A 23,344-nucleotide genomic window follows, 5' to 3' on the forward strand; every position below is an offset into this window, starting at 1 on the left:
CATGTCCGGCGCCCTGCTCGGCGGCCAGCCGGCCGGCCCCCTGATCGGCCCGGAGGAAACCCTCCAGGGCATCGGCGGCGCGGTGGCGGCGATCCCGCTGACCCATCCGCGCAACCGCCGCTGGTGGATCGCCTTCGCGGGGGCGGTGGCCTTGCTCGGCGTGTTCGGCTTCACCCTCGGCTACCTGCTCTATGCCGGGCCGGGGGTCTGGGCGAACAACAACGCCGTCGTCTGGGCGCTCGACATCGCGAGCTACGATTGGTGGATCGGGGTGGCGTCCGGCAGCCTGCTGGTCTCGGCGGTGCTGCTGCTGCTCGGGGCGGAGTGGCGCGGTGCGGTGAACCGCATCGCCGAGACCCTGGCGCTGCTCGCCACCGCGTCGGCCGGGCTCTACCCGATCATCCATCTCGGGCGGCCGTGGTTCTTCTTCTGGAACCTGCCCTACCCCAACACCTACGACCTCTGGCCGCAATTCCGCTCGCCGCTCCTCTGGGACGCGATCGACATCGTCGCCTTCCTGGTGATCTGCGTGAGCCTCTGGTTCATCGGGATGCTGCCGGACCTCGCCACCTTACGCGACCGCGCCTTCGTGGAGGCGATGCGCCAGAGCGACGCCAAGGCCCGCAACCGCAAGCTCGCGCTCCTGCGCGCGCAGGTCTACGGCATCGTCGCCTCGGGCTGGCGCGGCTCGGCGGCCCATTGGCAGATCTGGGTCCAGGCCTACCGGACGGTGGCCCTGCTCGGCGTGCTGCTGGTGGTCTCGGTCCAGACCGGCGCCTCGGTGATGCTGGCGGGCTCCTTGATGCCGGGCTGGCACAGCACCCTACTGCCGGTGACGTTTCTGGTGAACGCGGTCTATTCCGGCGTCGGCGTCACCGCGGCGATCGTGGTGCTGATCCGCGTGGTCTACGGCCTCGACAGCTTGGTCACCGCGCGCCACCTCGACGTGCTCGGCCGCCTGCTGCTCTGCCTCGGCTGCGCCAGCGCCTATTGCTACGCCGCCGAGTATTTCGACACGTTCCTCAACGGCGACGCGGAAGGCCGGGGCGTGCTGGTGCGGCGCCTGACCGGCGACCACGCCCTGGTCTCGTGGATGGCGATCTTTGGCCTGATCCTGCCGGCGCAGGTGCTGTGGTCGGCCCGCGCCCGGACGGCGCCGCTGGCGATCGCCGCGGTCGGGCTCCTGGTCGCGGCCGGCGCCTATGCCGACCACGTCACGGTGCTGGTCGTCACCCTGACCCAGGATTTTCTGCCGTCCTCGCGGCTGCCCTACGGGCCGGATCCCTGGGGCATCGCCACCTTCGCGGGCTCGCTCGGGCTGTTCCTGACCCTGCTGCTGCTGTTCCTGCGCTACCTGCCGGCGGTCTCGATCATCGAGAGCCGCCGCCTGGCCCTCGCCCGGGCCCCGGCCACCGCGGCCGCCGCCCGGGAGGCCGCGTCCCGGGCCACCCTCCGCCCGGAAGAGAATCCCGGGCCGGCGCCGCTCTGGGGCGTCTCCGCCACCTTCGCCAGCCAGTCCGACCTCGCCGCCGCCCTGCAGGCGGTGTCGGGGATCAGCCCGCCGGACCATGTCCATCTCGACGGGCACGGGCCGGTGCCGATGCCCCGGACCCTGCGGGCGCTGGGCCTGGAGGGCCGCTCGATCCTGCCCTACGCGCTGGCCGGCGCGCTGCTCGGCGGCGCGGGCTTCTACGCCATGTGCGTCTACGCCACGGCCTACGATTACGTGTTCCTGATCGGCGGGCGCCCGCGCCTGTCCTGGCCGTCCTTCGTGGTGCCGAGCATCTCCTTCGCGATGATGACCGGCTGCATCGCGATCCACCTCGCGCTGCTGGTGCTCAACCGCCTGCCGCGGCTGAACCACCCGGCCTTCAACATCCCGGGCTTCCTACGCGCCTCGGACGACCGGTTCTTCCTCTCCGCAGAGGCCCGCAGCGACCGCTTCGACGCGGCCCGGTTCGAGCGCCGGCTCACCAGCCTGCCGGTCGAGGCCGGGCGTCCCCTCGAGATCCGCAGGATCCCGCGATGAGGCGCGCCGCCGGTCTCATCCTCTTCGCGGCCCTGCCGGCTCTCTCGGCCTGCGGCGAGGCCAATATGGACGACCAGGCCCGGGCCAAGACCTGGGACAAGAACCCGTTCTTCCCCCGCCAGATCACCATGCGCCAGCCGGTCTCCGGGACCGTGCCGCGGGCCGACCCGGCCCGGGAGGCGCCGCAGCCGCAGACGATCAGCCAGGATCTGGTGGAGCGCGGCCGGCAGCGTTACGCGGTGTTCTGCACGCCGTGCCACGGCCAGGACGGGCGCGGCCAGGGCATCGTCGTGCAGCGCGGCTTCCCGCATGCCGGCGATCTCACCGCCGAGTCCCTGCGCAAGGCCCCGGCCGCCGAGATCTACGACGCCATCGGCAACGGCAAGCGCACCATGTTCGGCATGGCGCAGATGATCCCGTCCGCCGACCGCTGGGCGATCGTCGCCTATGTCCGGGCGCTCCAGCTCAGCCAGGACGCGCCCGTGGCGAGCCTGTCGCCGGACGACCGGGCCCGCCTGGAGGCGACCCAGTGAGCCGCCCTCTCCTCCTCGGCCTCCTCGGGCTCGGCCTCTTGGCGGGATGCTGGCTGCTGGGCGGCTGGCGCGGCGCCGCCGCCTCTTACCTCTCTGCCTGGCTCGTCCTCCTGGCGCTGCCGGTGGGCGCCCTGCCGATCACGATCGTGGCCGAGCGCTTCGGCAAGCGGGTGCGCGAGCGCGGCGGCGTCGAGATGCTGGCGGCCCTGCGCCGTCTGATGGCTTTGATGCCCGTGGCCGCGCTGCTGGGGCTGCCGCTCCTCGCCGCTGTGCCGGTGCTCTACCCTTGGGTCGGGGCGGCGCCGCGTACGCCGCTCGCCGCCCTCTGGTTCACCACGCCGTTCTTCGCGGCCCGGGTGATCGCGTATCTCGCGGCCTGGACCTGGCTGGCCTTCCGCTTCGCGCGGCCCTTCGACGAGCCGGGCGAAGGTCGCACCGTGCCGGCGGTGGGGCTCCACGCGGTGGTCGGCACCCTGTTCACCACAGACGTGATCGCCTCCCTCGATCCGCGGCTCGATTCCGCCCTGCTCGGCCTGCTGGTGATGACCGCCTGGAGCGGGCTGGCCTTCGCGGCCGCGATCCTGCTCGCCTGGGAGGAGCCGGAGCCGGTGGGCCGCGGACGCACCCCGCCCGGGCGGGGCCGGCTGGTGCCCCTGGTGGTGCTGCTCGGCCTCTGGGCGTTCCTGCACTTCGTGCAGTTCCTGATCGTCTGGTCGGCCAACCTGCCGCCGGAGGTGTCCTGGTATTTCGCCCGCGGCGGTGGCCTCGGGCGCGGCCTGTCGATCGCGGCCGGGATCGTCGTCGTGCTGGCCGGGCTCGCGACTCTGCGGCCGGGCCGCCCGACCACCCGGATCCTGGCCGGCGCGGCTTTGGCCGTGCACGCCCTCGAGATGTTCTGGCTGGTGACGCCGGCTCTGCGCGACCGGTTCGTGATCCGCCCGGCGGACGGGCTCGCCGCGCTGGCCGTGGCCTGTCTCGCCGCCGCGCTCCATCTCCTGCTGCGCGGGCGCCCGGCTCCGACAGCCCGGCGCGCCGGGAGGGTCGCATGAGCGCCGGCGGCACCCCTGGTCCCGGCCTGATCCCGGCGATCCTGGCCGGGCTGACCCTGCGCGGCAGCGGCCTGCTGAACGGCCGCCCGCCCCGCGGCGCGCCGGCCAATGCCCCGCGCGATCCGAACGATCCCGGCTACGAGACGCGCGACGTCAGCGTCCGCAACACCGCGCTGGTGATGGCGGGCCTCGCGCTCGCGGTGTTGACGGTCATCGGTACCATGGTCTGGCTGATGGGGGCCTTCAGTGCCAGCCAGCGCCGGACCCTGCCGACCCTGACCCGCCAGCAGACCGCGCCGCTGACGCCGCCGCCCCCGAACCTCCAGGCGGACCCCAATGTCGACCTCGACCGCCAGCGCGCCGAGGCTGCGGCCCGGCTTGCGGGCTACGGCTACAGCGACCCGGCTCGCAGCCGGGCCCGCATCCCGATCGACCGGGCCATGGACCTGATCGTCGGCCGCCCCCTCGACGCGCCGGACCGGTAGCAGGATGACGCCGAACCACGCAGCCCTCGAACTCTGGCCCGCCGCCGTCTCGGCCACCGCGTCCGAGACCGACCTGCTGATCCTGGCCTTCACGGTCCTGACCCTGCTGCTGACCGTCCCGGTTTTCGTGGCGATCACCTACTTCGCCCTGCGCTACCGGGAGGGTTCGGAGGCGGACCGGCAGCCATCGGGCATCCGCTCCAACCTGATCGAGATCAGCTGGATGCTGATCCCGTTCCTGCTGACGCTGATCTTCTTCGTCTGGGGGGCGCGGCTATACGTGGCCTCGCGCAACCCGCCGCCCGACGCGATGGTGATCGAGGCGATCGGCCGGCAGTGGATGTGGAAGTTCCAGCATCCCACCGGCCAGGCCGAGATCAACAATTTGCACCTGCCGATCGGGCAGCCGATCCGCCTGCGGATCATCAGCCAGGACGTGATCCACGCCCTCTACCTGCCGGCGGTGCGCCTGCAGGTCGCCGCCCTGCCCGACCGCTACACCGACCTGTGGTTCAAGGCCGACAAGATCGGCACCTATCACCTCTACTGCTCGGAATATTGCGGCACCGACCATTCCGTGATGGGCGGCGAGGTCACCTTCATGAACCCCGGCGACTACCAGGACTGGCTGACCCATGCCGGCGCCCAGCAGAGCAAGGTCGCGGCCGGTCGCACCCTCTACGAGGCCTATGGCTGCGCCGGCTGCCACGATCCCGGCTCGGCCGTGAAGGCCCCGAGCCTTGCCGGCCTCTACGGCAACCCGGTGAAGCTCGCCGACGGCCGCACCGTCACAGCCGACGAGACCTGGCTGCGCGAAAAGATCCTGAACCCCAACGGCGACCGGCTCGCCGAGGGCTACAAGCAGGTCATGCCGAGCTTCGCCGGGCGGATCCCGGAGGACGAGCTCGGCCGCCTCATCGATTTCCTGAAATCCTACACGGCGCCGGCCTCCGGCAAGGCCGCGCAGGCGACTCCATGAGAGCCAATCCATGAAGGCGACATCATGAGCGCAACGGGCAGCGTCGGCGGCACGGCCCGCCGCGAGCCGCACGCGCCGGAGGCCACCCTCGGGCGCAAGGCGGACTATCTCCACGCGGATTCGACCCTGCGCTCGTGGTTCCTCACCACCGACCACAAGCGCATCGCGATCCTGTACCTGACCTCGATCACTGGCTTCTTCGTGATCGGGGCGGTGGCGGCCGGCGTGGTCCGGCTGGCGCTGATCGTGCCGAACGGCGCGATCATGACCAACGACACCTACAACAAGGCCTTCACCATCCACGGCGTGGTGATGGTGTGGTTCTTCCTGATCCCGTCGATCCCGGCCACCTTCGGCAACTTCCTGATCCCCCTGATGATCGGGGCGAAGGACCTCGCCTTTCCCAAGCTCAACCTGACGAGCTGGTACGTGTTCATGGCCGGGGCGTTCTTCACCCTGGTCTCGCTGGTGCTGGGCGGGGTCGATACCGGCTGGACCTTTTACGCGCCGCTCTCGACCGCCTTCTCGAACACCTGGGTCCTGCCGGCTCTGATCGGCGTGACCATCGTGGGCTTCTCGTCGATCCTCACCGGCCTGAACTTCGTGGTCACGATCCACACCATGCGGGCCCCCGGCATGACGTGGTTCAAGCTGCCGATCTTCGTCTGGGCGCACTACGCCACCAGCCTGATCTTCCTGCTCGCCACGCCGGTGATCACCACGGCGCTGATCCTGCTGATCATGGAGCGCGGCTTCCATATCGGCGTGTTCGACCCGGCCTATGGCGGCGATCCGGTGTTGTTCCAGCACCTGTTCTGGTTCTACTCGCACCCGGCCGTGTACATCATGGTTCTGCCCGGCATGGGGGTGATCTCGGAGATCGTCCCGGCCTTCGCGCAGAAGAAGCTGTTCGGCTACCGGTTCGTCGCCTACGCGTCGATCGGGCTGGCCTCGGTGACCTTCTTCGTCTGGGGCCACCACATGTTCGTCAACGGCCAGAGCGACCTGGCCTCCCTGGTGTTCTCGGCCCTGTCCTTCGCGGTGGCGGTGCCCTCTGCGGTCAAGGTCTACAACTGGACCGCCACGATCCATAAGGGCTCTCTGCGGCTCGACACGCCGATGCTCTATGCCATGGGCTATATCGGGCTGTTCGTGCTCGGCGGGCTGACCGGCCTCTACCTGGCGACGCTGGCGATCAACCAGCACATCCACGCGACCTACTTCGTGGTCGCGCATTTCCATTACATCATGGTCGGCGGCACGGTGCTGGCGTTCCTCGGCGGCCTGCATTTCTGGTGGCCGAAATTCACCGGCCGGATGTACAGCGAGCCCTGGGGCCGGGTCTCGGCGGTGCTGATCTTCCTCGGCTTCAACGTCACCTTCTTCCCGCAGTTCATTCTCGGGTATCTCGGGATGCCCCGGCGCTACGCGACCTACCCCGCCGAGTTCCAGTTGCTGAACGTGCTGTCCTCGGCCGGGGCCACGATCCTGGCCGCGGGCTACATCTTCCCGATGCTCTACCTGGTCTATTCCCTGTGGTTCGGCCGCAAGGCGCCCGCCAACCCGTGGAACGCCAAGGGGCTCGAATGGGAGACCGGCTCGCCTCCGCCCAAGCACAATTTCCTCTCGCCCCCCGAGGTGCCGCGCATCCCCTACGACTACCCGATCCAGGCCCAGGAATCCCAGGACCAGCACGGATGAGCGAGGGGCTGGCAGACGGCGTCGGGGTCGCCCGGGCCGGACATTTCGAGACGGTGGGCCAGCAGCGCGCCGCCGCGACGCTCGGCATCTGGGCCTGGCTGATCACCGAGCTCCTGCTATTCTCTGCGCTGTTCCTTGTGGCTTTGATCACCCGGATCCTGCACCCCGAGGCGACGGTCGCGGCGGCCAAGCACCTCAAATTCTGGATCGGCGCCACCAACACCGTGGTGCTGATCTGCTCCAGCTTGACCATGTCGATGGCGATCGAGTTCTCGCGGATCGGCTGGCAGCGCGCCATGGTCCGGGCGATGCTCGCCACCGCGGCGCTGGGCAGCCTGTTCCTGGTGCTCAAGGGCTACGAGTACTACGCCGACTGGGACGAGCACATGATGCCGTTCTTGAGCAATCGGCCCTTCGCCCTGGCGGAGACGCCGCCGGCACGGCTGTTCGTGAACCTCTACTACGTCGCCACGATCCTGCACGCGGCCCACCTGTTCACCGGCATCGCCCTGCTGCTCGGCATGACCTGGATGGCCGCCAAGGCCGGCTTCCTGTCCCGCCACCAGAACTGGATCGAGGTCTACGGCCTGTACTGGCACTTCATCGACCTCGTGTGGATCCTGGCCTTCCCGATCCTCTACGTGGTGAACCGATAGGATGCGCAATCCCCTCGCGACCCTCAGCGCCGACGAGCGCGCCCTGCTCCGGCGCCGGCTGCGCACGCCGGTGCTGACCTTCCTGGCGCTGCTCGCCCTGCTCGCCGTCAACGTCACCCTGGGTGCCACCCTGCCCTTCGCCCAGGTCTGGATCGTCGAGCTCCTTGTCGTCGCCGTGATGGTGGCGCTGATCCTCCTGGTCTCCATGGAGGTGATCCACGAGCCGCCGCTGGTGCGGCTGTTCTCCGGGCTCGGCTTCTTCTGGGTCGCCATCATGTTCGGGATGACGCTGACCGATTATCTGGCGCGGTGATCGGCGCGAAAGCCGTTGTTCGGGCGGCCGAACACACCTAAACGTTGCCCCTCCCCCGCATGGCCCCGGCATTATCCTGATGTGCGAACTGCTCGGCATGAGCGCCAACGTGCCGACCGACATCCGCTTCTCGTTCGCCGGGCTCGCCCGGCGCGGCGGCGACACCGGGCCCCATGCCGATGGCTGGGGCATCAGCTTCTATGACGGGCGGACCTGCCGCAGCTTCCACGAGCCGGAGCCGAGCTCGCGCTCGCAATTGGCCCGGCTGCTGCGCGACATGTCGATCAAGAGCCGCATCGTCGTCGCCCATGTGCGCAAGGCCAATCGCGGCCGGGTCAGCCTGGAGAACACCCACCCGTTCGCCCGGGAATTGTGGGGCCGCCGGTGGACCTTCGCGCATAACGGCCAGCTCAAGGGCGTGAAGCGGTTGCCGCTGGGCAGCTTCATGCCGATCGGCTCCACGGACAGCGAGCACGCCTTCTGCTGGATGCTCGGCCGCCTCCAGGCGCGGTTCCAGGCCCTGCCCCGGCCCGCCACCCTCGACCGGGCCGTGGCCGACCTCGCGGGCGAATTGCACGGGCTCGGCGTGTTCAACATGCTGCTGACCGACAGCCGCACCCTCTACGCCCATTGCGGCAAGCGCCTCTGCTACCTCACCCGCCGGGCGCCGTTCGGCACAGCCACCCTGATCGACGAGGATTGGCAGGTCGATTTCGCCCAGGAGACCTCCGAGAGCGACGTGGTGACGGTGATCGCCACCCAGGCGCTGACCCGGGACGAGCGCTGGACCGACCTCGCCCGCGGCGATGTCCTGACCCTGCGGGATGGGGCGATCCGCCTGTTGAGACCGGCCGGGGCTTCTTAAGTCGAGCTTGGGCGAGGGTGCATGCGCGCCTCCGATGCGCTAGAACGCCTGTAATAGGAGCGCATCGACCGGACTTGAGGGGGAGTTCGGCCGGCAAGCGATCCGCCTCGACCGGTCTGGACCGCAGGTCGAGCCACGATGAGCTGACGAGCACGATACGCATGAGCCGCGACGAGACCGACACCGTCCTGTCCCAAGAGGATGGGCTTCGGGATGGCCGCCCGAACCTCGCTCCGAACATCCGCACGCATCTCGGCGAGCACCTGCGCACCGTCTATGAGCGGATCGGCGAGGAGGTGCTGCCGTCCCGCTTCGCCGACCTGCTCGAGAAGCTGGAAGCGGCGCTCCGCGCCCGCGGCGAGGCGATTGAGCCGGAATTCCGCAACGGCCTGCTCGCCGCCGTGCCGTCGCTGCGCGCCTTCGCCCTGTCGCTGACCTCGAACCCCGCCCGGTCGGACGATCTCGTCCAGGACACCCTGCTCAAGGGCTGGCAGCACCGGGCGCGGTTCCAGCCGGGCACGAACCTCAACGCGTGGCTGTTCACGATCCTGCGCAACATCTTTTACTCGGATCACCGCAAGCGGGTCCGCGAGGTCGAGGACCAGGACGGCTCCTATGCGGCCCGGCTGGCCACCGCCCCGCACCAGGGCGACCGGCTCGACGTCGAGGATCTGCAATCGGCCCTGGCCAAGCTGCCGCCGGACCAGCGCGAGGCCCTGGTGCTGGTGGGCGCCGAGGGCGTCTCCTACGAGGAGGCCGCCACGATCATGGGCTGCAAGGTCGGCACCGTGAAGAGCCGCGTCAGCCGCGCCCGCGGCCGGCTGGCCGAGCTCCTGGGCTATGACGAGGAAGATCTCGGCTCCGACCGCTTCATCCAGTCGGCGATGCCGAAGGACGCGTAGTAAATTCTGGGCTGCGTGGTTTTCGGCGAGCCGCGCCGAAAAAAGCATGCATCCGATTCCGGGGATCAGGCGTTACCGGCCCGAGCTTCGCTGCCTTTGCTGCGGCGGAACGCCACGGAACGGAGATGTCTCGCATGACCTTCAAGACCCTCATCGCTGCCTCGGCCCTCGCCCTGTCGCTGCCGCTGGCCGCCCAGGCCCAGGGCACCATCCCGGGTGCCGAGCGCGGCGCGGCCGCCGGTAACGACGCGGCCGGCCCGATCGGCGGCATCGTCGGCGGCGCGGTCGGTGCGGCCACCGGCACGGTGGGCGGCATCCTCGGCGTCGACATGGCGCCGCGCTTCCGCAGCTACGTCCGCGAGCGCAATGTCCGCTCGTACGATTACGACGGTCGCGTCGCCGTCGGCTCCACCCTGCCGGCCTCCGGCGTCACCTACTACGACGTCCCGACCGAGTACCGCGTGCAGCCGGGCTACCGCTACACCGTGGTGAACGACCGGCCGGTGCTGGTCGATCGCGGCCACCGGATCGTCGAGGTGATCGACTAAGTCTGCGGGCCGGTCCCGCACCGGCCCATTGGGCCCCGGAGCGACCCGCTCCGGGGCCCGTTCTCTTTGGACGATCCGCGGCGGCGCAACGGTTCTCCGGCGAAGCCGTTGATGATCCAGATGAACGACGAGGCAACCATGAGCCAGGATCCGAGCGAGCCCGGCGCGACGCTGCCGGAACCGGTGCGCGATCACCTCGGCCAGCAACTGCGCGGCGTGCTGCCCGTCGGCCCCGACAAGCCCCGCTTCCTCGGGGACGATCCGGTGCCGGACGCGTTCGAGCCGCAGATCCGCCGGCTCGAGACCCGGCTGAAGACCCACGAGGAAGGCACCGGCGCGGTAGGCCAGGCCCTCGACCAAATCCTCGATGCCCTCGGGGTCAAGCCGGACGGCGACGACAAGCCTAAGGCCTGAGGCGCGACCGGCCGCTTCAGACCCGCGGCTTCTCCGCCAGGATATCCCGGATCTCCGACAGGAGCTTCACGTCGGCCGGCACCTCGGCCACCGCCTCGGGTTTCTTGTCCTCGGCGTGCTGCAGCTTGTTCATGGCCCGGATCACCAGGAACAGCACGAAGGCCACAATCAGGAAGTTGAGGGTCAGCGTCAGGAACTGGCCGTAACCCAAGACGGCGCCTTGCTTCTTGGCGTCCGCGTAGGGCAGCCCGGCCTGCACCTTGGACGAGAGCGGGATGTAGTAGTTCGAGAAATCGAGCCCGCCGGTGATCGCGCCGATCGCCGGCATGAACAGGTCCTGCACCGCCGAATTGACGATCGCCCCGAAGGCCGCGCCGATGATCACGCCGACCGCGAGATCGACGACATTGCCGCGCAACGCGAATTTTTTGAACTCTTCGAGCATGCACCGTCCCCCGCCGAACTCTTGGCGAAACTAGGCGATGCTCAAGCGAAGGCCAGCGCGCGGCGCTGGCCTATCCCCCGGTGATCGCCGGCCCCGCCGGCTCCTCGGCGGCCGCAACCTCCGCCTTGGCGCGGCGGTGATACTGGGCCGCGACCACCGGGAGGGTCAGCAGGTAGCCGCCGCTCACCGCCACCAGGGCCTCGAACGGGTAGCTGATCAGGATGCCGAAGGCCGCGACCCCGAACAGGAAGATCGGCAGGACGAGGCTGCGCGGCACCCGCTTGCCCATGGTCTTGCCCGAGAAGGTCGGCACCGTGGAGACGACCAGCAGGGCGATGGCCAGCACGTAGATCAGGATCGCCGGGGCGGCCCAGCTCTCGCCGCCGAAGCCGAGGAAGTGCAGGTAGAGCGGCAGCATCGCGGTCAGCGCACCCGCCGGGGCCGGCATGCCGACGAAAAAGTCCTTCTTCCAGTCCGGCCGGTTCGGGTCGTCCAGCATGGCGTTGAAGCGGGCGAGCCGCAGGGCCATGGCGATGGCGAAGATCAGCGCCACGATCCAGCCGGCGGATTTCAGGTGGAACAGCGCGAAGCCGTAGAGGATCAGCGCCGGGGCACAGCCGAAATTCACGAAGTCGGCGAGCGAATCCAGCTCGGCGCCGAAGCGTGAGGTGCCCTTGAGCAGCCGCGCCACCCGGCCGTCGATGCCGTCCAGCACGCCGGCCGCCACCACGGCGATGACGGCGGGCTCGAACTTGCCCTCGAAGGCGAGCCGAATCGCCGTCAGCCCGAGGCAGAGCGCCATCAGGGTGATCATGTTGGGCGCGATCATCCGGAACGGCACCGGCTTGAACCGGCGCGGGCGCGGCTCGTTCGGATCGGGCGCGAAGGGCGGGAACAGATCGTCCATGACTGTCTAGATCCGCTTCCTAGATCCGCTTGAACTGCCGCCCCGGGCCGCCGCCGAGATCGGCCAGCACCGTCTCGCCGGCCACGGCCTTCTGGCCGAGCCCGACCAGCACGGTGGCGCCGGCCGGCAGGTAGACGTCGACCCGCGAGCCGAACCGGATCAGCCCGAACCGCTCGCCCACCCCCAGCGTGTCCCCGGCCGAGACAAAGCCGACGATCCGGCGCGCCACCAGCCCGGCGATCTGCACCACGCCGACGCGCTTCGCCTGCCCGGCATGGCTGGTCTCGATGACTAGGCCGTTGCGCTCGTTGTCGTCGCTGGCCTTGTCGAGCTCGGCGTTGAGGAACAGGCCGGGCGTGTAGTGAATCTGGCCGATGCGGCCGGAGACCGGCACCCGGTTCACGTGGCAATCGAACACGTTCATGAACACCGAGACCCGTAAGGTGGGCACCTGCGGCAGGTCGAGTTCCGGCGGCGGCAGCACGGTGGCGATCAGGTTGACGCGCCCGTCCGCGGGCGAGACCACGAGGCCATCGGCCACCGGGGTGATCCGCTCCGGATCGCGGAAGAAGTAGCAGACCCAGAGGGTGAGGATCAGGAAGATCCAGCCGAAGAACTGCGAGAAATAGCCGGCCAGCACCGTGAGCACGATGCCGATCAGGATGAAGGGATAGCCCTCCTTGTGGATCGGCACGAGCGTCCGGCGGATCGTCTCGATCAGGTCTGTCATTGTGTTCAGGACTCAAACGGTGCCGCGGGCGGACATGTCGGACGGGCGGATGGCAGCCCGCCGGGCGAACGTCAATGTTTCGGATCTGCGGCGGTCTCTATCAGAGATGCGTCATCGTCCCCACCTGCCTCACGGCGCCGGGGGGCATGGCCCAAGAAACCAACCACGCGGGACGCGGGACGCTGCGGCGACCCAGGTGTCGGCCATGTCCGCGCGGGATCCGATCCCCCCGGCCGCTGCCGTCTTTCCGGCGGCGATGTCTTGATAGGAACATTGTCAAGGGACGGGACACGGCGTCCACGATTGCGGCGCCTCTCGATACGTCCGATACAGGTCCTCTCGAAGGGCTGGCTGCCGCGTTCACTGTCATTGCGAGCGCAGCGAAGCAACCCAGGGCATCGCACGATTTCAAGACGTGGCGCATCACTGGGTTGCTTCGCTGCGCTCGCAATGACGGCGTGAGGCGAGCGGATCTATTGGAACATAGGCTGATGGCCCGGTCCGCGGCCGCAGGAGGAGCCGTCCGGTGCAGAAACTCGCCATCCTCGGCCTCGGCGCGATGGGGCTTCCCATCGCCCGCAACCTCGGGGCCAAGCGCACCTGCGATTCCGAGACCCTCGTGGCGGTGGATGCCGACCCAGCGCGCTGCGCCGGGCTCGAGGGGCCGGGCCTCGTGGCGACGGCGGATCCCGCGGCGCTCGACGGGGCCGAGGTGCTGTTCCTGTGCCTGCCGAACGGCGACGTGGTCGAGGCGGCCCTGTTCGGCGGGGATGGCCTGGCCGAGCGGCTGGCGCCGGGGGCGATCGTTGTGGATCTCAGCACCATCGCGCATGCCCAGGCGCTCGCTATCGGGCGCGCCGTGGCGGCGACCGGGCGGCGTTTCGTCGATGCCCCGGTCTCCGGGGCGCCGGCCGGCGCCGAGGCCGGGACGCTCACGGTGATGTGCGGCGGCGACGCGGAGAGTATCGCCGCGGTTCGGCCGCTGCTGGAGCGGATCGGCACCAGCGTCCTGCATATGGGGCCGGCGGGCTCCGGCCAGCTCACCAAGACGATCAACAACGTGCTCTACGACATCAACATCGCGGCGCTCGCCGAGGTGCTGCCGATGGCGGTGGCGATGGGGCTCGACCCGGACCAAGTCGCGCAGGTCGTGACCACGGGGACGAGCCGGAGCTACGCGTCGCAGTATTTCGTGCCGCGCATCCTCCAGGGCCGCTTCGACGAGGGCTATCCGATGGGCGCGGCCTACAAGGATCTCGTCGCCGCGGCGGCGATCTCGGCCGAGCACGGCTTCCCGATGCCGGTCACGGCGGCGGCCACCGCGACCTACCAGACCGCCCTGCGCCAGGGCCACGGCGACCGGGACAAGGGCGCGATGGTGCTGCCGTTCGAGGGCCTGCTCGGGGTGAAGGTCCGCTCCGGCAGGTGAGCGAAGCGGCCGCGCTCCGAAGGACCCGTCAATCCACCGCCGGGGCGTGCAGCTCCGCGTCGGTGAAGCGGGCCTGCTCCTCCATCACGAGTTGGCCCAGCTCGCGCTTGATCGCGTTGAAATCGGCGCTGGCCGGGTCGCGCGGCCGGGGGATCGGCACGGTGACGTCGCGCTTGATGCGCCCGGGCCGGTAGGTCATCACCAGGATCCGGTCGGCGAGGTAGATCGCCTCCTCGATCGAGTGGGTCACGAACACGATCGTCTTGCGATAATCGGCCCAGATCCGGAGCAGCTCGTCCTGCAAGGTGCGGCGCGTCAAGGCGTCGAGCGCCCCGAACGGCTCGTCCATCAGCATCACCGGCGGGTCGAGGGCGAGGATGCGGGCGATGGCTACGCGCTGGCGCATCCCGCCCGACAGGTCCTTCGGGTACCGCTTGCGGAAATCCGACAGGCCGAGCGTCGCGGTGATGCGGTCGACCGTCTCGTTGGCTTTCGCGCGCGGCACGCCCTTGATGTCGAGGCCGAAGCGGACGTTGTCCTCGACGCTCATCCACGGGAACAGGGCGTATTCCTGGAACACCATCCCCCGGTCCGGCCCGGGATCGACCACCGGCTTGCCGCCCACCGTGATCGTGCCCGAGGTCAGCGGGCTGAAGCCCGCCATCGCGTTGAGCAGGGTGGACTTGCCGCAGCCCGAGGGGCCGAGCAGGCACAGGAACTGGCCCTCCGGCACCGTCGCCGAGATGTCCTGAAGGGCGGCGACGCCCGAGGCGCCGCTGCCGAACACCTTGACGGCGTTCGCGACCACGATCTCTGCCGACATCGTCCGGGTTACCGCTCCAGGCCGCGATGCCAGCGCAGCAGGTGATCGTTGAGGCGGCTCATCGCCCCGTCGATGATCAGGCCGAGGATTCCGATCGTCAGCATGCCGCCGATGATCTTGTCCGACCACATGTATTCCCGGGCTTCGAGGATCCGGTAGCCGAGCCCGTCCGAGACCGCGATCATCTCGGCGACGATCACCACGATGAAGGCGGTGCCGATGCCGATGCGCATGCCGGCGAGCACGAACGGGCTCGCGGCCGGCAGGATCACCCGGCGGAACATCGTCCAGGAGCCGGCGCCGAGGTTGCGGGCGGCGCGGATGTAGATCGAATCGACCTGCCGCACCCCCGCGATGGTGTTGACCAGGACCGGGAAGAAGGTGCCGAGCGCGATCAGGAACAGGGCCGGCGGGTTGCCGAGCCCGAACCACACAATGGCGAGCGGGATGTAGGCGATCGGCGGGATCGGCCGCAGCACCTGCAGCAGCGGGTTGAACAGGCCGTAGAGCACGTCGTTGGTGCCGAGCACGAGGCCGATCGGCACGGCGAGCCCGGCGCCGATGAGGAAGCCGGAGACCACCCGGGACAGGCTCGAGACCGCGTCGTGCGGCATCTCGCCGGAGAACAGCCAGGACAGGTAGCTCTCCTGACCCGGATCGTACGGCAGGGCCGGGAGCAGCCCGGACCACCACTTCACCGCCACCGCGCTCGGGGGCGGCAGCACCACCGCCGAGACGAGGCCGGTGCGGCTCGCCAGCTCCCACAGGATCAGCAGCGCGACCGGGATCAGGACGCCGCGAAGGTCGCGCAGGGCCATCGGATTACTCGACCTTCAGGTCGGCCTTGGCCTTGTCGAGCAGGTCGAGCTTGACCCACTCGGCATCGCTCTTGGGCGGGTTCTGCATCTTACCCAGCCCGTACTTGACCATGTAGTCGGTGGTGACCTGCATGTGTCCCGCCGGCATGGCGTAGGTGTAGCTCGCGTTGGCCATGCCATCGCGGAAATCCTGGCTCGTGAGCTGGCCCTTGAACACCTGCTCGCGGACGTATTTCTCGGCGAGCGCCGGGTCGTCGATGAAGGCCTTGGTGGCGGCCACGAACAGGCGCAGCACCTTGGCGGCGACTTCCGGCCGCTCATTGTACATCTTCTCGGTCATCACCAGGGGCCGGACCGGCTTGCCGATCGGGGTGTCGTAGGGCTTGACCAGCTCGACGCCCCAGCCGGCGCTGATCGCCTGGGTCGATTGCGGCTCCGACTGGCAGATCACGTCGACGTACTTTTGGCCCAGCGCCTGGTTCAGGTCGGCGTAGTTGTTGAAGTAGGTCAGCTGCACGTCCTTGCCGGGACGCTCGGACCAGGTGAGACCGTGCTTGTCGAGCTCGGCCAGCAGCATCAGGTCCTGCGTGCCGCCGCGGACGGTGGCGACCTTGAGGCCCTTCAGGTCGGCCGCGCTCTTGGCCGGCAGGTCCGGCCGCTTGAGGATGCGCACGCCGCCATCGGCGAAGCCCGCAACCACCAGCAGCTTCACGCCGTTGCCGCGCGCGGCCACGGCGCCGTCGCCCCCCGAGGCCGCGATGTCGATCTGGTCCACGGCCATGGCCGGGTAGATGTCGGCGCCCTTGGCGAACTGGCGCTCGTCGATCTTCAGGCCGAATTTCGGGGCGATCTCCTTCATGTAGGAGATGGCGCCGTAATGCGCGAATTTCAGGTTTCCGAGCCGGACGACGTCCTCGGCCCGGACGGTACCGCCGAGGGCGACCAGCATGGCGCTGGCCGCGATCAGGCCCTTCAACATCGATGTCTCCCCCGACCGGACGGCCTAAGCCGCTTCGCAGCGCGGCCTTCGTGATGGGCCGTTCAGCGCAGTATAACGAATACAGCCGGAGAAGTAATCCGCCGCCCTGTGCACTACTCCGCCGGTTCCGTCGCCGGCACCGTCCCGCGCCCGACCCGGATCGGCAGGACCGGCGCGTCGGCGCGCTGGAGCACTTCGAGCGCCGCGTCAGCCTCGCGCTGGCGGTCCCAGAGCGCCGCGTAGATGCCGCCCGCTTCCAGGAGCTCGGCATGGGTGCCGCGCTCGGCGATGCGGCCGTGGTCGAGCACCAGGATCGCGTCGGCATTGACCACCGTGGACAGCCGGTGGGCGATCACCAGGGTGGTGCGGCCGCGGCTGACCCGATCGAGGGCCGACTGGATCTCGGCCTCGGTGAAGGAATCCAGCGCCGAGGTCGCCTCGTCGAGCACCAGGATCGGCGGCGCCTTGAGGATGGTCCGCGCGATCGCGACCCGCTGCTTCTCGCCGCCCGACAGCTTCAGGCCGCGCTCACCCACCGGCGTATCGTAGCCTTCTGGCAAGCCGGAGACGAAACGGTCGATCTGGGCGAGCTGGGCCGCCTCACGCAGCTCCGCGTCGGTGGCGTCGGCCCGGCCGTAGCGGATGTTGTAGCCGATCGTGTCGTTGAACAGCACCGTGTCCTGCGGGACCATGCCGATGGCGGCGCGCAGCGATTCCTGGGTCACCGCGGCGATGTCCTGGCCGTCGATGCTGATCCGGCCGCCCTGCGGCTCGTAGAACCGGAACAGCAACCGCGACAGGGTCGACTTGCCGGCGCCCGAGGGGCCGACCACCGCCACGGTCTGACCGGCCTGGATCTCGAACGAGACGCCGCGCAGGATCGGCCGCTCCGGCGTGTAGGCGAAGCGCACATCCTCGAACCGCACCGTGCCGCCCGCCACTGTCAGGGGCGCCGCGTTCGGCCGGTCGGCGATCTCCGGGTTCTGACCGAGGATCCGGAACATGTCGTCGATGTCGATCAGTGCCTGTTTGATCTCCCGGTAGATCATGCCCATGAAGTTCAGGGGCATCGACAGCTGCACCAGCAGGGTGTTGGCGAGCACGAAGCCGCCAATCGTCGTGCGTCCGGCCAGGATGTCCCGGGCGGCGAGCCACATCACGATCGTCATGCCGATGGTGAAGATCACCGCCTGGCCGGCATTGAGCACCGCCAGCGATACGTAGGTCTGGGTCGAGGCTTTTTCGTATTTGGCCATCGACACGTCGTAGCGGGCCGCCTCGCGGGCTTCCGCGCCGAAATACTTCACCGTCTCGTAGTTGAGCAGCGAGTCGACCGCCTTGGTGTTGGCGTCGGTGTCAGAGGCGTTCATCCGGCGGCGGATGGCGATCCGCCACTCGGTCGCCTTGTAGGTGAAGCCGAGATAGGCCCCGACCGTGAGGAACGCGACCAGCGCGTAGCGCCAGTCGAACTCGTAGGCCAGCACGCCGAGCACGAGCGCGAATTCGACGATGGTCGGCACCAGGGTCAGCACCATCAGGCGCGACAATTCCTCGATGCCGGCGCGGCCGCGCTCCAGCACCCGGGTGAGGCCGCCGGTCTTGCGCTCCAGGTGGAAGCGCAGGGACAGGCGGTGCATGTGCTCGAAGGTCTTGAGCGCCAGGCGGCGAACCGCGTGCATCGCGACCTTGGCGAACAGCCCGTCGCGGACCTGGGTCAGCCCCGACATGGCGATCCGCGACACGCCGTAGAGGGCGATGAGCAGCATCGGGGCGGCGAACAGGCCGCTCGGCAACGGGGCATCCTTGCCGCCGATGGCCGCGACCAGGGCGTCGGTGATCCATTTGAAGGTGAACGGCGTCACCATGGTCACAAGCTTGGCCGCGAGCAGCAGCCCGAAGGCCAGGAACACCCGGCTCTGCAGGTCGGGCCGGTCGTACGGCCAGAGATGCGGCCAGAGGCGCCGATAGGTGGCGAGCAGCCCGGGGCGCTCAGCCGGAGTTGTGGACCCGGCCGGGGGCGCGGTGTCGTCGGTCATGCGGGATTCTGTGCGGGAGGAACAATCTTCCCCCCGCATATAGGTCCGTCGGATCAACGGGGCACCCGCGGCGGCCGCAGGGCCGGTCATCCTCTCCAGAACGGCTTCCGGGTCTCGTGGCGCAGACGCCAGGGTTCGATGCCGGCATCTCGCAGCTGGTGAGGATCCAAGGCGGCCAGTGCCCTCCGGGTTCGGATGCGCTGCAGCCAGAGACCCAACAGGGAGGGCCGGGCAGGCCGGGTCTCGGGCCGGGCGGACGCGGCGGCGGAGGGGAAGGTGATGATCGACATGGCGAAGGATCCGGTGACGGGAGCAGTCCGGCCGGGATTGCGGTGCCAGAATTGAACCGATAAAGATATCGGATCAATCGAAACATTGCACTCGGAGCAATGATGCGGGCCACGGATTATCGGGACGTCGCCGACGCGGTCGCCGCCGAGATCGCCGCGGGCACGCTGCGCCCCGGCGACCGGCTGCCGCCGCAGCGGGATTTCGCCTATGCTCGGGGCATCGCGGTCTCGACGGCGAGCCGGGTCTACGCGGAGCTGGGGCGGCGCGGGCTCGTGACCGGCGAGGTCGGCCGCGGCACCTTCGTCCGCTCCGATCCGGGCCGGGCGGTGAATCTCCAGCCGGAGCCGCCCCCGGCGGCCCTCGATCTGCAGCGGACCCATTCCCGCCTGCCGGAGCAGGAAGCCGTGCTGGCTGAGACCCTGGCGGCCCTGGCGCGCAGCGGCGCCGAGGTCGGCTTCAGTCAATACGGCCCGGACGGTACACCCCGGGCGCGGGCGGTCGCTGCCCGGTTCCTCACCCGGGACGGCTACGCGCCCAAGCCCGCCGACATCCTGTTCACCGGCAACGGCCGGCAGGCGCTCGCCGCGGCCCTCGCGGCCCTGGCGGCGCCGGGGGAGCGGATCGGCTGCGAGCCGCTGACCTATCCTGCGGTCCGGGGCATCGCGTCCCGGCTCGGCATCACCCTGGTGCCGCTGGCCATGGACGCCGAGGGCGTGTGCCCCGATGCGATCCTCCAGGCCCACCGGGCGACGCCGCTGAGCGGCGTCTACCTTCAGCCGACCCTGCAGAACCCGCTCGGCGCGACCATGGGGCCGGCGCGCCGCGCCGAGATCGCTCGCGTGCTCGAGCGGACGGGGCTCACGGCGATCGAGGACGCCGTCTACGGCTTCCTGGCGGACGCGCAGCCGCTGGCGAGCCTGGCGCCGGACCGGACGATCCTGATCGACAGCCTGTCGAAGCGGGTGATGCCGGCCCTCACGATCGGGATGATCGCCGGCCCGCCGCATCTGACCGACCGGCTCGCGGCCTCCGTGCGCCAGGGCGCCTGGACCGCGCTGGGCCTGTCGCTCGCGGCCGGCCTCCACTGGATGTCCGGCGGCTCGGCGGCGACGCTCGCAGACGCCAAGCGCCAGGACGCGGCGTCGCGCCAAGCCCTCGCCCGGGAGATCCTGGCGGGACTCACCGTGGTCGGCGATCCCCGCGCCTACCACCTCTGGCTCGAACTGCCCGAGACCTGGCGGGCGGAAGCGTTCGCCGCCGCGTCCTTACGCCGAGGCATCGCCCTGCTCCCGGCCCCGGCCTTCGCGGTCAATCCCGGCTACGCCCCGAACGCGGTCCGCCTCGCTCTGGCGACACCGTCGCCGGAGGATCTCGCCGAAGCGCTCCGAAGCCTGCGCCGGCTGGCGGTCTCGGAGGACGATCAGGTCGTGGAGTGATGGCGTGCCGCCGTTTTCTTTGAGACGGCGACTCGCGCAAGGCCGCAAGAGTTTAGCGATAAAATCTACGTGCTTCGGCAAGAAGAGAGCGCGAGTTCTTCCCTGGATCACGCGATTTGCCTAAGCTTAGATGCGTGGCACCCTTGTTCGCCATGGCAGAGTCGCGCCGCGATGTCGTCGGTCTGCACCTTGGGATGGAACGGATTGCCGGTGGCGCAGCCCTTGCGCACAGCATTCCCAAGCGGAATACATCGGCGGCGGATGCCCGGCGGCGGGCTGGTGTATCTTCTTTGCGGCGCCGCCTCGGTTCTGGGTTCGACCTAATTGCGGGGGGCCGGTCTTCAGCGCGCGGCCGGACACGGTTAGAGGAAAGCCTCGGCCGCATGAGCCTACGCGGCCACCGAGGTTGCTGAAAAAATCATGGTTTCGAAAGGTCGAGACCTTTTGCGGGACCAGCGCGACACCTCCGTTTCCGACCTCTACAAAGCACTCGGGATCGAGCGTGTTACCCTCTACCGCTATGTCGGCCCCAATGACGAACTTCGGGAATACTGCAAGCGCGTCCTCGGATTGGTGGCGGGATGATACGTATTGCTACGGTTCAATGCCTTTCTATTCCCGACAATGCATCCGAAGCGTGTGATGCTATAGTACAACGGTTACGTTGGGCCGATGAGGAGGCGATAGACCTCGTTGTTTTTCCCGAGGCATTTTTGCTTGGCCATTCTTACAGCGCCGCGACAATACGGTCACGTGCCCGCGAAATATCAGGCTATGCTTTGGTTGAACTGTGCGAATGTGTCGTAGGTTTTCGAGCGGCTCTGGTCGTCGGAGCTTTCGAGCTCGTAGACGGGCATTTTTTCAACAGCGCGTTCGTCATCGAAGAAGGTCGAATTGCTGGGCGGTATTCGAAGGCCCATCCCAACGAGCCAGGAGTGACTGCCGGAAGCGCCTTTCCGACCTTCGTCAGGTCAGGAATCCGCTTCGGCTTGAACATTTGCAACGATGCGAACCATCCCGAGGCTCCTGAGCGCATTGCGCGCCAGAAAGCCGAGGTGATCCTTTATCCTCTCAACAACATGCTGAAGCCGGAAGCGGCCGAACGTTGGCGTGCAAAGAGCCTCGCGAACTTGGTAGGCCGCGCTCGCCAGACAGGATGCTGGATTGCGTCGTCCGACGTGACGGGGCGGTCAGGAGACTTTCTGAGTTTCGGATGCACCGCAATCGTTGCTCCAGACGGTCATGTTGTTGCACGTGTCCCGGAGATGAAGGAGGGCGTTGCGGTATACGACGTGCCGGCATTGCAATTTCAAGAGCCGATGTTTGAACGCTGACGGTTTCAAAACCGCCGGCTCCAAGGTCTCTAGTGCCGTCACGCCTAGCGTAGGATTTCGCCCCCTCCCGCAAACGCCTCCGGCCCTGAGTGCACGCGGATTTCATCCCGCTCTCACCCCCGCTTGTCGGTGGGCAGGATGAAGATCTGGCCCGGGTAGATCCGGTCCGGGTCGCGGATCTGGTTCTGGTTGGCGTCGTAGATCACCGTGTAGCGCTCGCCGCGGCCGTAGGTGCGCTGGCTGATCCGCCAGAGGTTGTCGCCCCGGGTAATCTTCGCCGTGGTGATCTCGGGCACGAACACCGCCCCGGCCCGGGCCGGGCCGCTCGCCCCCGTGGAATCTGGGCTGAGGGCGGAGGGCATCTCCGCCGGGTTGGAACTCGTCGCCTGCGGGCGGGATGCCCCCTGCCCGCTTCCCGGCGATGCATGGCCGGACGGCTCGCGGCCGGCGCCCTCGCCGGTGGCGACGCGGGTCGGCTCGGGCACCGCGAACGGCACCTCGGCCCGGGCGGTGACCTTGCCGGTGCGCGGATCGATCTGGTCGATCCGCACCTGGTACTGGCCCGCCTTCACCCCACGCCCGATGGTGAAGCTCGCCCGGCCGTCCGGCCCGACACTGCCCGGGGCGATCAGCGTGTCGTTGAGGTAGAGCCGGAGCTTCGCGCCCGGAATCCCGGTCGCGGTCACGAACAGCCGACCGTTCTCCTGGACGTCCACGCTGACGATCTGGGCGGCCGGGGCCTTGCCGTCGGCTGCAGGCTTCCCGGCCTGGGCGACCGTCCCTTTCGCCGGCTCGGGGGCGTTCGGTTGCGACAACACCACGGTCGCGGCATCCGGGGCGGTCAGTGCCACCAGGGGCTGGCGGTCGCGGTTCGGGGCCACGTCGACCGCCACGCTCTGGCGCGAGTCGGCGGCGCGGCCGTCCTTGGTGGTCATGCGCAGCCGGAGGGCGCTGGAGCCTGTCGGCAGCGTCGGCGGCACCAGGGCGAACTGGCCGTTCGCGTCGGCGGTCGCCCGGGCCACGGTTTTGCCGTCGACCAGCATCTCGATCACGGCCTCCGGCGCGCCGCGCCCGGCCACCACCGCGTCGCCGTTGGGCTCGACCCGGACGATGTCGAAGCGCGGCACCTCGGCGGCGTCCGGCTCGGCCGGCTTGTCCGCGGGGGCTCGTTCGGCCGACCGCGTCTCGCCCGGTGCCGGGGCTTCCGGGGCCCGCGCGGCGGATCGAGTCTCGTCGGGCTTGGTGGCGTCCGTCTTGGGAGCGCCTGTCTTGGGGCCGCCCGTCGTGTCGTCGCGAAAATCGATCGGCGGCGCGCCGGATTCGGCGGTCGCCCCGGGATCCGTCAGGCTGCGCAGGCCGCCATGCGGCGCCGGGGCCGTAGCGGCGGGAGGCTCCGGCTCGTGCCGGTCGATCATCTTCCGCAGGGACTCGCCGCCGAACAGGGCCAGCACGAGGCCGAGGCCGCCGAGGAGGCCGGCGAGCGCCAGGGCGAGACTGCGCCGCACCTGTCTCGACATCGCCACGGAGGCCTCCCTGCTCTGCCGTCTGCCCGGCGAATGGGCCACCTGCCCGCTCAAAAACCGTCGACTGCGGCGCCCATAATACCGTACATGGTCGCGACACCAAGCCGTCCCGCCGCTCC

Annotated in this window: 24 protein-coding genes and 1 pseudogene; 16 read left to right on the forward strand and 9 right to left on the reverse strand. The window is 69.2% G+C overall.

Going from position 1 to position 23,344, the window contains the following annotated elements; genetic code table 11:
- Position 1: 1 nt before the first annotated feature.
- The 12 genes from BM228_RS02945 (at position 2) to BM228_RS03000 (ending at position 10,474) form a co-directional block, all read left to right on the forward strand.
- Positions 2-2,029 carry a quinol:electron acceptor oxidoreductase subunit ActD gene (locus tag BM228_RS02945; protein WP_092037047.1) on the forward strand — a complete coding sequence of 676 codons (2,028 nt, stop codon included), beginning with the start codon at positions 2-4 and terminating at the stop codon, positions 2,027-2,029.
- Positions 2,026-2,562, forward strand: a complete 537-nt coding sequence (locus BM228_RS02950) for a c-type cytochrome (RefSeq protein ID WP_092037049.1) — start codon at positions 2,026-2,028, stop codon at positions 2,560-2,562. Before BM228_RS02945 ends, BM228_RS02950 begins: the two co-directional genes overlap by 4 nt.
- The gene (locus BM228_RS02955; protein ID WP_092037050.1) at positions 2,559-3,611 is read left to right on the forward strand and encodes a hypothetical protein; all 1,053 of its coding nucleotides are present in this window, start codon (positions 2,559-2,561) and stop codon (positions 3,609-3,611) included. Before BM228_RS02950 ends, BM228_RS02955 begins: the two co-directional genes overlap by 4 nt.
- Complete coding sequence (locus BM228_RS02960; protein WP_092037051.1) at positions 3,608-4,096, forward strand: hypothetical protein; 489 nt, start codon at positions 3,608-3,610, stop codon at positions 4,094-4,096. The genes BM228_RS02955 and BM228_RS02960 overlap by 4 nt, the downstream gene beginning before the upstream one ends.
- A gap of 4 nt (positions 4,097-4,100) precedes the next feature.
- On the forward strand, positions 4,101-5,075 hold the full coding sequence (gene coxB / locus BM228_RS02965; protein ID WP_092037053.1) for a cytochrome c oxidase subunit II: 975 nt from the start codon (positions 4,101-4,103) through the stop codon (positions 5,073-5,075).
- Between the two features lie 24 nt (positions 5,076-5,099).
- Positions 5,100-6,776 (forward strand): cytochrome c oxidase subunit I, encoded by a 1,677-nt coding sequence (locus BM228_RS02970; RefSeq protein WP_092037054.1) that lies wholly within the window; start codon positions 5,100-5,102, stop codon positions 6,774-6,776.
- Entirely contained in the window at positions 6,773-7,432 is a 660-nt protein-coding gene (locus BM228_RS02975; RefSeq protein ID WP_092037056.1) for a cytochrome c oxidase subunit 3, read from the forward strand. Before BM228_RS02970 ends, BM228_RS02975 begins: the two co-directional genes overlap by 4 nt.
- A gap of 1 nt (position 7,433) precedes the next feature.
- The gene (locus BM228_RS02980; protein ID WP_092037058.1) at positions 7,434-7,745 is read left to right on the forward strand and encodes an oxidase; all 312 of its coding nucleotides are present in this window, start codon (positions 7,434-7,436) and stop codon (positions 7,743-7,745) included.
- A gap of 79 nt (positions 7,746-7,824) precedes the next feature.
- Positions 7,825-8,610, forward strand: a complete 786-nt coding sequence (locus BM228_RS02985) for a class II glutamine amidotransferase (RefSeq protein ID WP_092037059.1) — start codon at positions 7,825-7,827, stop codon at positions 8,608-8,610.
- A gap of 161 nt (positions 8,611-8,771) precedes the next feature.
- Entirely contained in the window at positions 8,772-9,512 is a 741-nt protein-coding gene (locus BM228_RS02990) for a NepR family anti-sigma factor (RefSeq protein WP_092037060.1), read from the forward strand.
- 134 nt (positions 9,513-9,646) lie between these two features.
- Positions 9,647-10,060 (forward strand): DUF1236 domain-containing protein, encoded by a 414-nt coding sequence (locus BM228_RS02995; RefSeq protein WP_092037061.1) that lies wholly within the window; start codon positions 9,647-9,649, stop codon positions 10,058-10,060.
- 138 nt (positions 10,061-10,198) lie between these two features.
- Positions 10,199-10,474, forward strand: a complete 276-nt coding sequence (locus tag BM228_RS03000) for a hypothetical protein (RefSeq protein ID WP_092037353.1) — start codon at positions 10,199-10,201, stop codon at positions 10,472-10,474.
- Positions 10,475-10,490: 16 nt separating this feature from the next.
- Here BM228_RS03000 and mscL read toward each other — a convergent pair whose 3' ends face one another.
- The 3 genes from mscL to BM228_RS03015 form a co-directional block, all read right to left on the reverse strand.
- The gene (mscL, locus tag BM228_RS03005) at positions 10,491-10,919 is read right to left on the reverse strand and encodes a large conductance mechanosensitive channel protein MscL (RefSeq protein ID WP_092037063.1); all 429 of its coding nucleotides are present in this window, start codon (positions 10,917-10,919) and stop codon (positions 10,491-10,493) included.
- A gap of 70 nt (positions 10,920-10,989) precedes the next feature.
- The gene (locus BM228_RS03010) at positions 10,990-11,826 is read right to left on the reverse strand and encodes a CDP-alcohol phosphatidyltransferase family protein (RefSeq protein ID WP_092037065.1); all 837 of its coding nucleotides are present in this window, start codon (positions 11,824-11,826) and stop codon (positions 10,990-10,992) included.
- A 19-nt stretch (positions 11,827-11,845) separates the two neighbouring features.
- Complete coding sequence (locus BM228_RS03015; protein WP_092037066.1) at positions 11,846-12,556, reverse strand: phosphatidylserine decarboxylase; 711 nt, start codon at positions 12,554-12,556, stop codon at positions 11,846-11,848.
- Positions 12,557-13,082: 526 nt separating this feature from the next.
- Here BM228_RS03015 and BM228_RS03020 point away from each other — a divergent pair.
- Positions 13,083-13,985 carry an NAD(P)-dependent oxidoreductase gene (locus BM228_RS03020; protein WP_092037068.1) on the forward strand — a complete coding sequence of 301 codons (903 nt, stop codon included), beginning with the start codon at positions 13,083-13,085 and terminating at the stop codon, positions 13,983-13,985.
- 28 nt (positions 13,986-14,013) lie between these two features.
- Here BM228_RS03020 and BM228_RS03025 read toward each other — a convergent pair whose 3' ends face one another.
- The 5 genes from BM228_RS03025 to BM228_RS35765 form a co-directional block, all read right to left on the reverse strand.
- Complete coding sequence (locus BM228_RS03025; protein ID WP_092037070.1) at positions 14,014-14,808, reverse strand: ABC transporter ATP-binding protein; 795 nt, start codon at positions 14,806-14,808, stop codon at positions 14,014-14,016.
- Positions 14,809-14,816: 8 nt separating this feature from the next.
- Positions 14,817-15,626 carry an ABC transporter permease gene (locus tag BM228_RS03030; RefSeq protein WP_092037072.1) on the reverse strand — a complete coding sequence of 270 codons (810 nt, stop codon included), beginning with the start codon at positions 15,624-15,626 and terminating at the stop codon, positions 14,817-14,819.
- A gap of 4 nt (positions 15,627-15,630) precedes the next feature.
- The gene (locus BM228_RS03035; protein ID WP_092037074.1) at positions 15,631-16,605 is read right to left on the reverse strand and encodes an ABC transporter substrate-binding protein; all 975 of its coding nucleotides are present in this window, start codon (positions 16,603-16,605) and stop codon (positions 15,631-15,633) included.
- 113 nt (positions 16,606-16,718) lie between these two features.
- Positions 16,719-18,641: an ABCB family ABC transporter ATP-binding protein/permease gene (locus BM228_RS03040; RefSeq protein WP_092037076.1), complete on the reverse strand. Its 1,923-nt coding sequence runs from the start codon at positions 18,639-18,641 to the stop codon at positions 16,719-16,721.
- Positions 18,642-18,727: 86 nt separating this feature from the next.
- Positions 18,728-18,931 carry a DUF1127 domain-containing protein gene (locus BM228_RS35765; RefSeq protein WP_092037078.1) on the reverse strand — a complete coding sequence of 68 codons (204 nt, stop codon included), beginning with the start codon at positions 18,929-18,931 and terminating at the stop codon, positions 18,728-18,730.
- A 102-nt stretch (positions 18,932-19,033) separates the two neighbouring features.
- On the opposite strand from BM228_RS35765, the gene BM228_RS03050 reads away from it, so the two are divergent.
- The 3 genes and pseudogenes from BM228_RS03050 to BM228_RS03060 all read left to right on the forward strand — a co-directional run bounded on the left by BM228_RS03050 (position 19,034) and on the right by BM228_RS03060 (position 21,702).
- Positions 19,034-20,368: an aminotransferase-like domain-containing protein gene (locus BM228_RS03050; protein WP_092037355.1), complete on the forward strand. Its 1,335-nt coding sequence runs from the start codon at positions 19,034-19,036 to the stop codon at positions 20,366-20,368.
- Between the two features lie 453 nt (positions 20,369-20,821).
- A pseudogene (locus BM228_RS03055) lies at positions 20,822-20,953 on the forward strand (recombinase family protein); the annotation flags it as partial.
- Positions 20,950-21,702, forward strand: a complete 753-nt coding sequence (locus BM228_RS03060; RefSeq protein WP_092037080.1) for a carbon-nitrogen hydrolase family protein — start codon at positions 20,950-20,952, stop codon at positions 21,700-21,702. The pseudogene BM228_RS03055 and the gene BM228_RS03060, both read left to right, overlap by 4 nt.
- Positions 21,703-21,815: 113 nt before the next feature.
- Here the strand turns inward: BM228_RS03060 and BM228_RS03065 are convergent, their stop codons facing one another.
- Positions 21,816-23,219, reverse strand: coding sequence for a LysM peptidoglycan-binding domain-containing protein (locus BM228_RS03065; protein ID WP_092037082.1), 1,404 nt, complete (start codon positions 23,217-23,219; stop codon positions 21,816-21,818).
- Positions 23,220-23,344 lie beyond the last annotated feature (125 nt).

The sequence above is a fragment of the Methylobacterium pseudosasicola genome (assembly GCF_900114535.1).
In the GTDB taxonomy this organism is placed as follows: domain Bacteria; phylum Pseudomonadota; class Alphaproteobacteria; order Rhizobiales; family Beijerinckiaceae; genus Methylobacterium; species Methylobacterium pseudosasicola.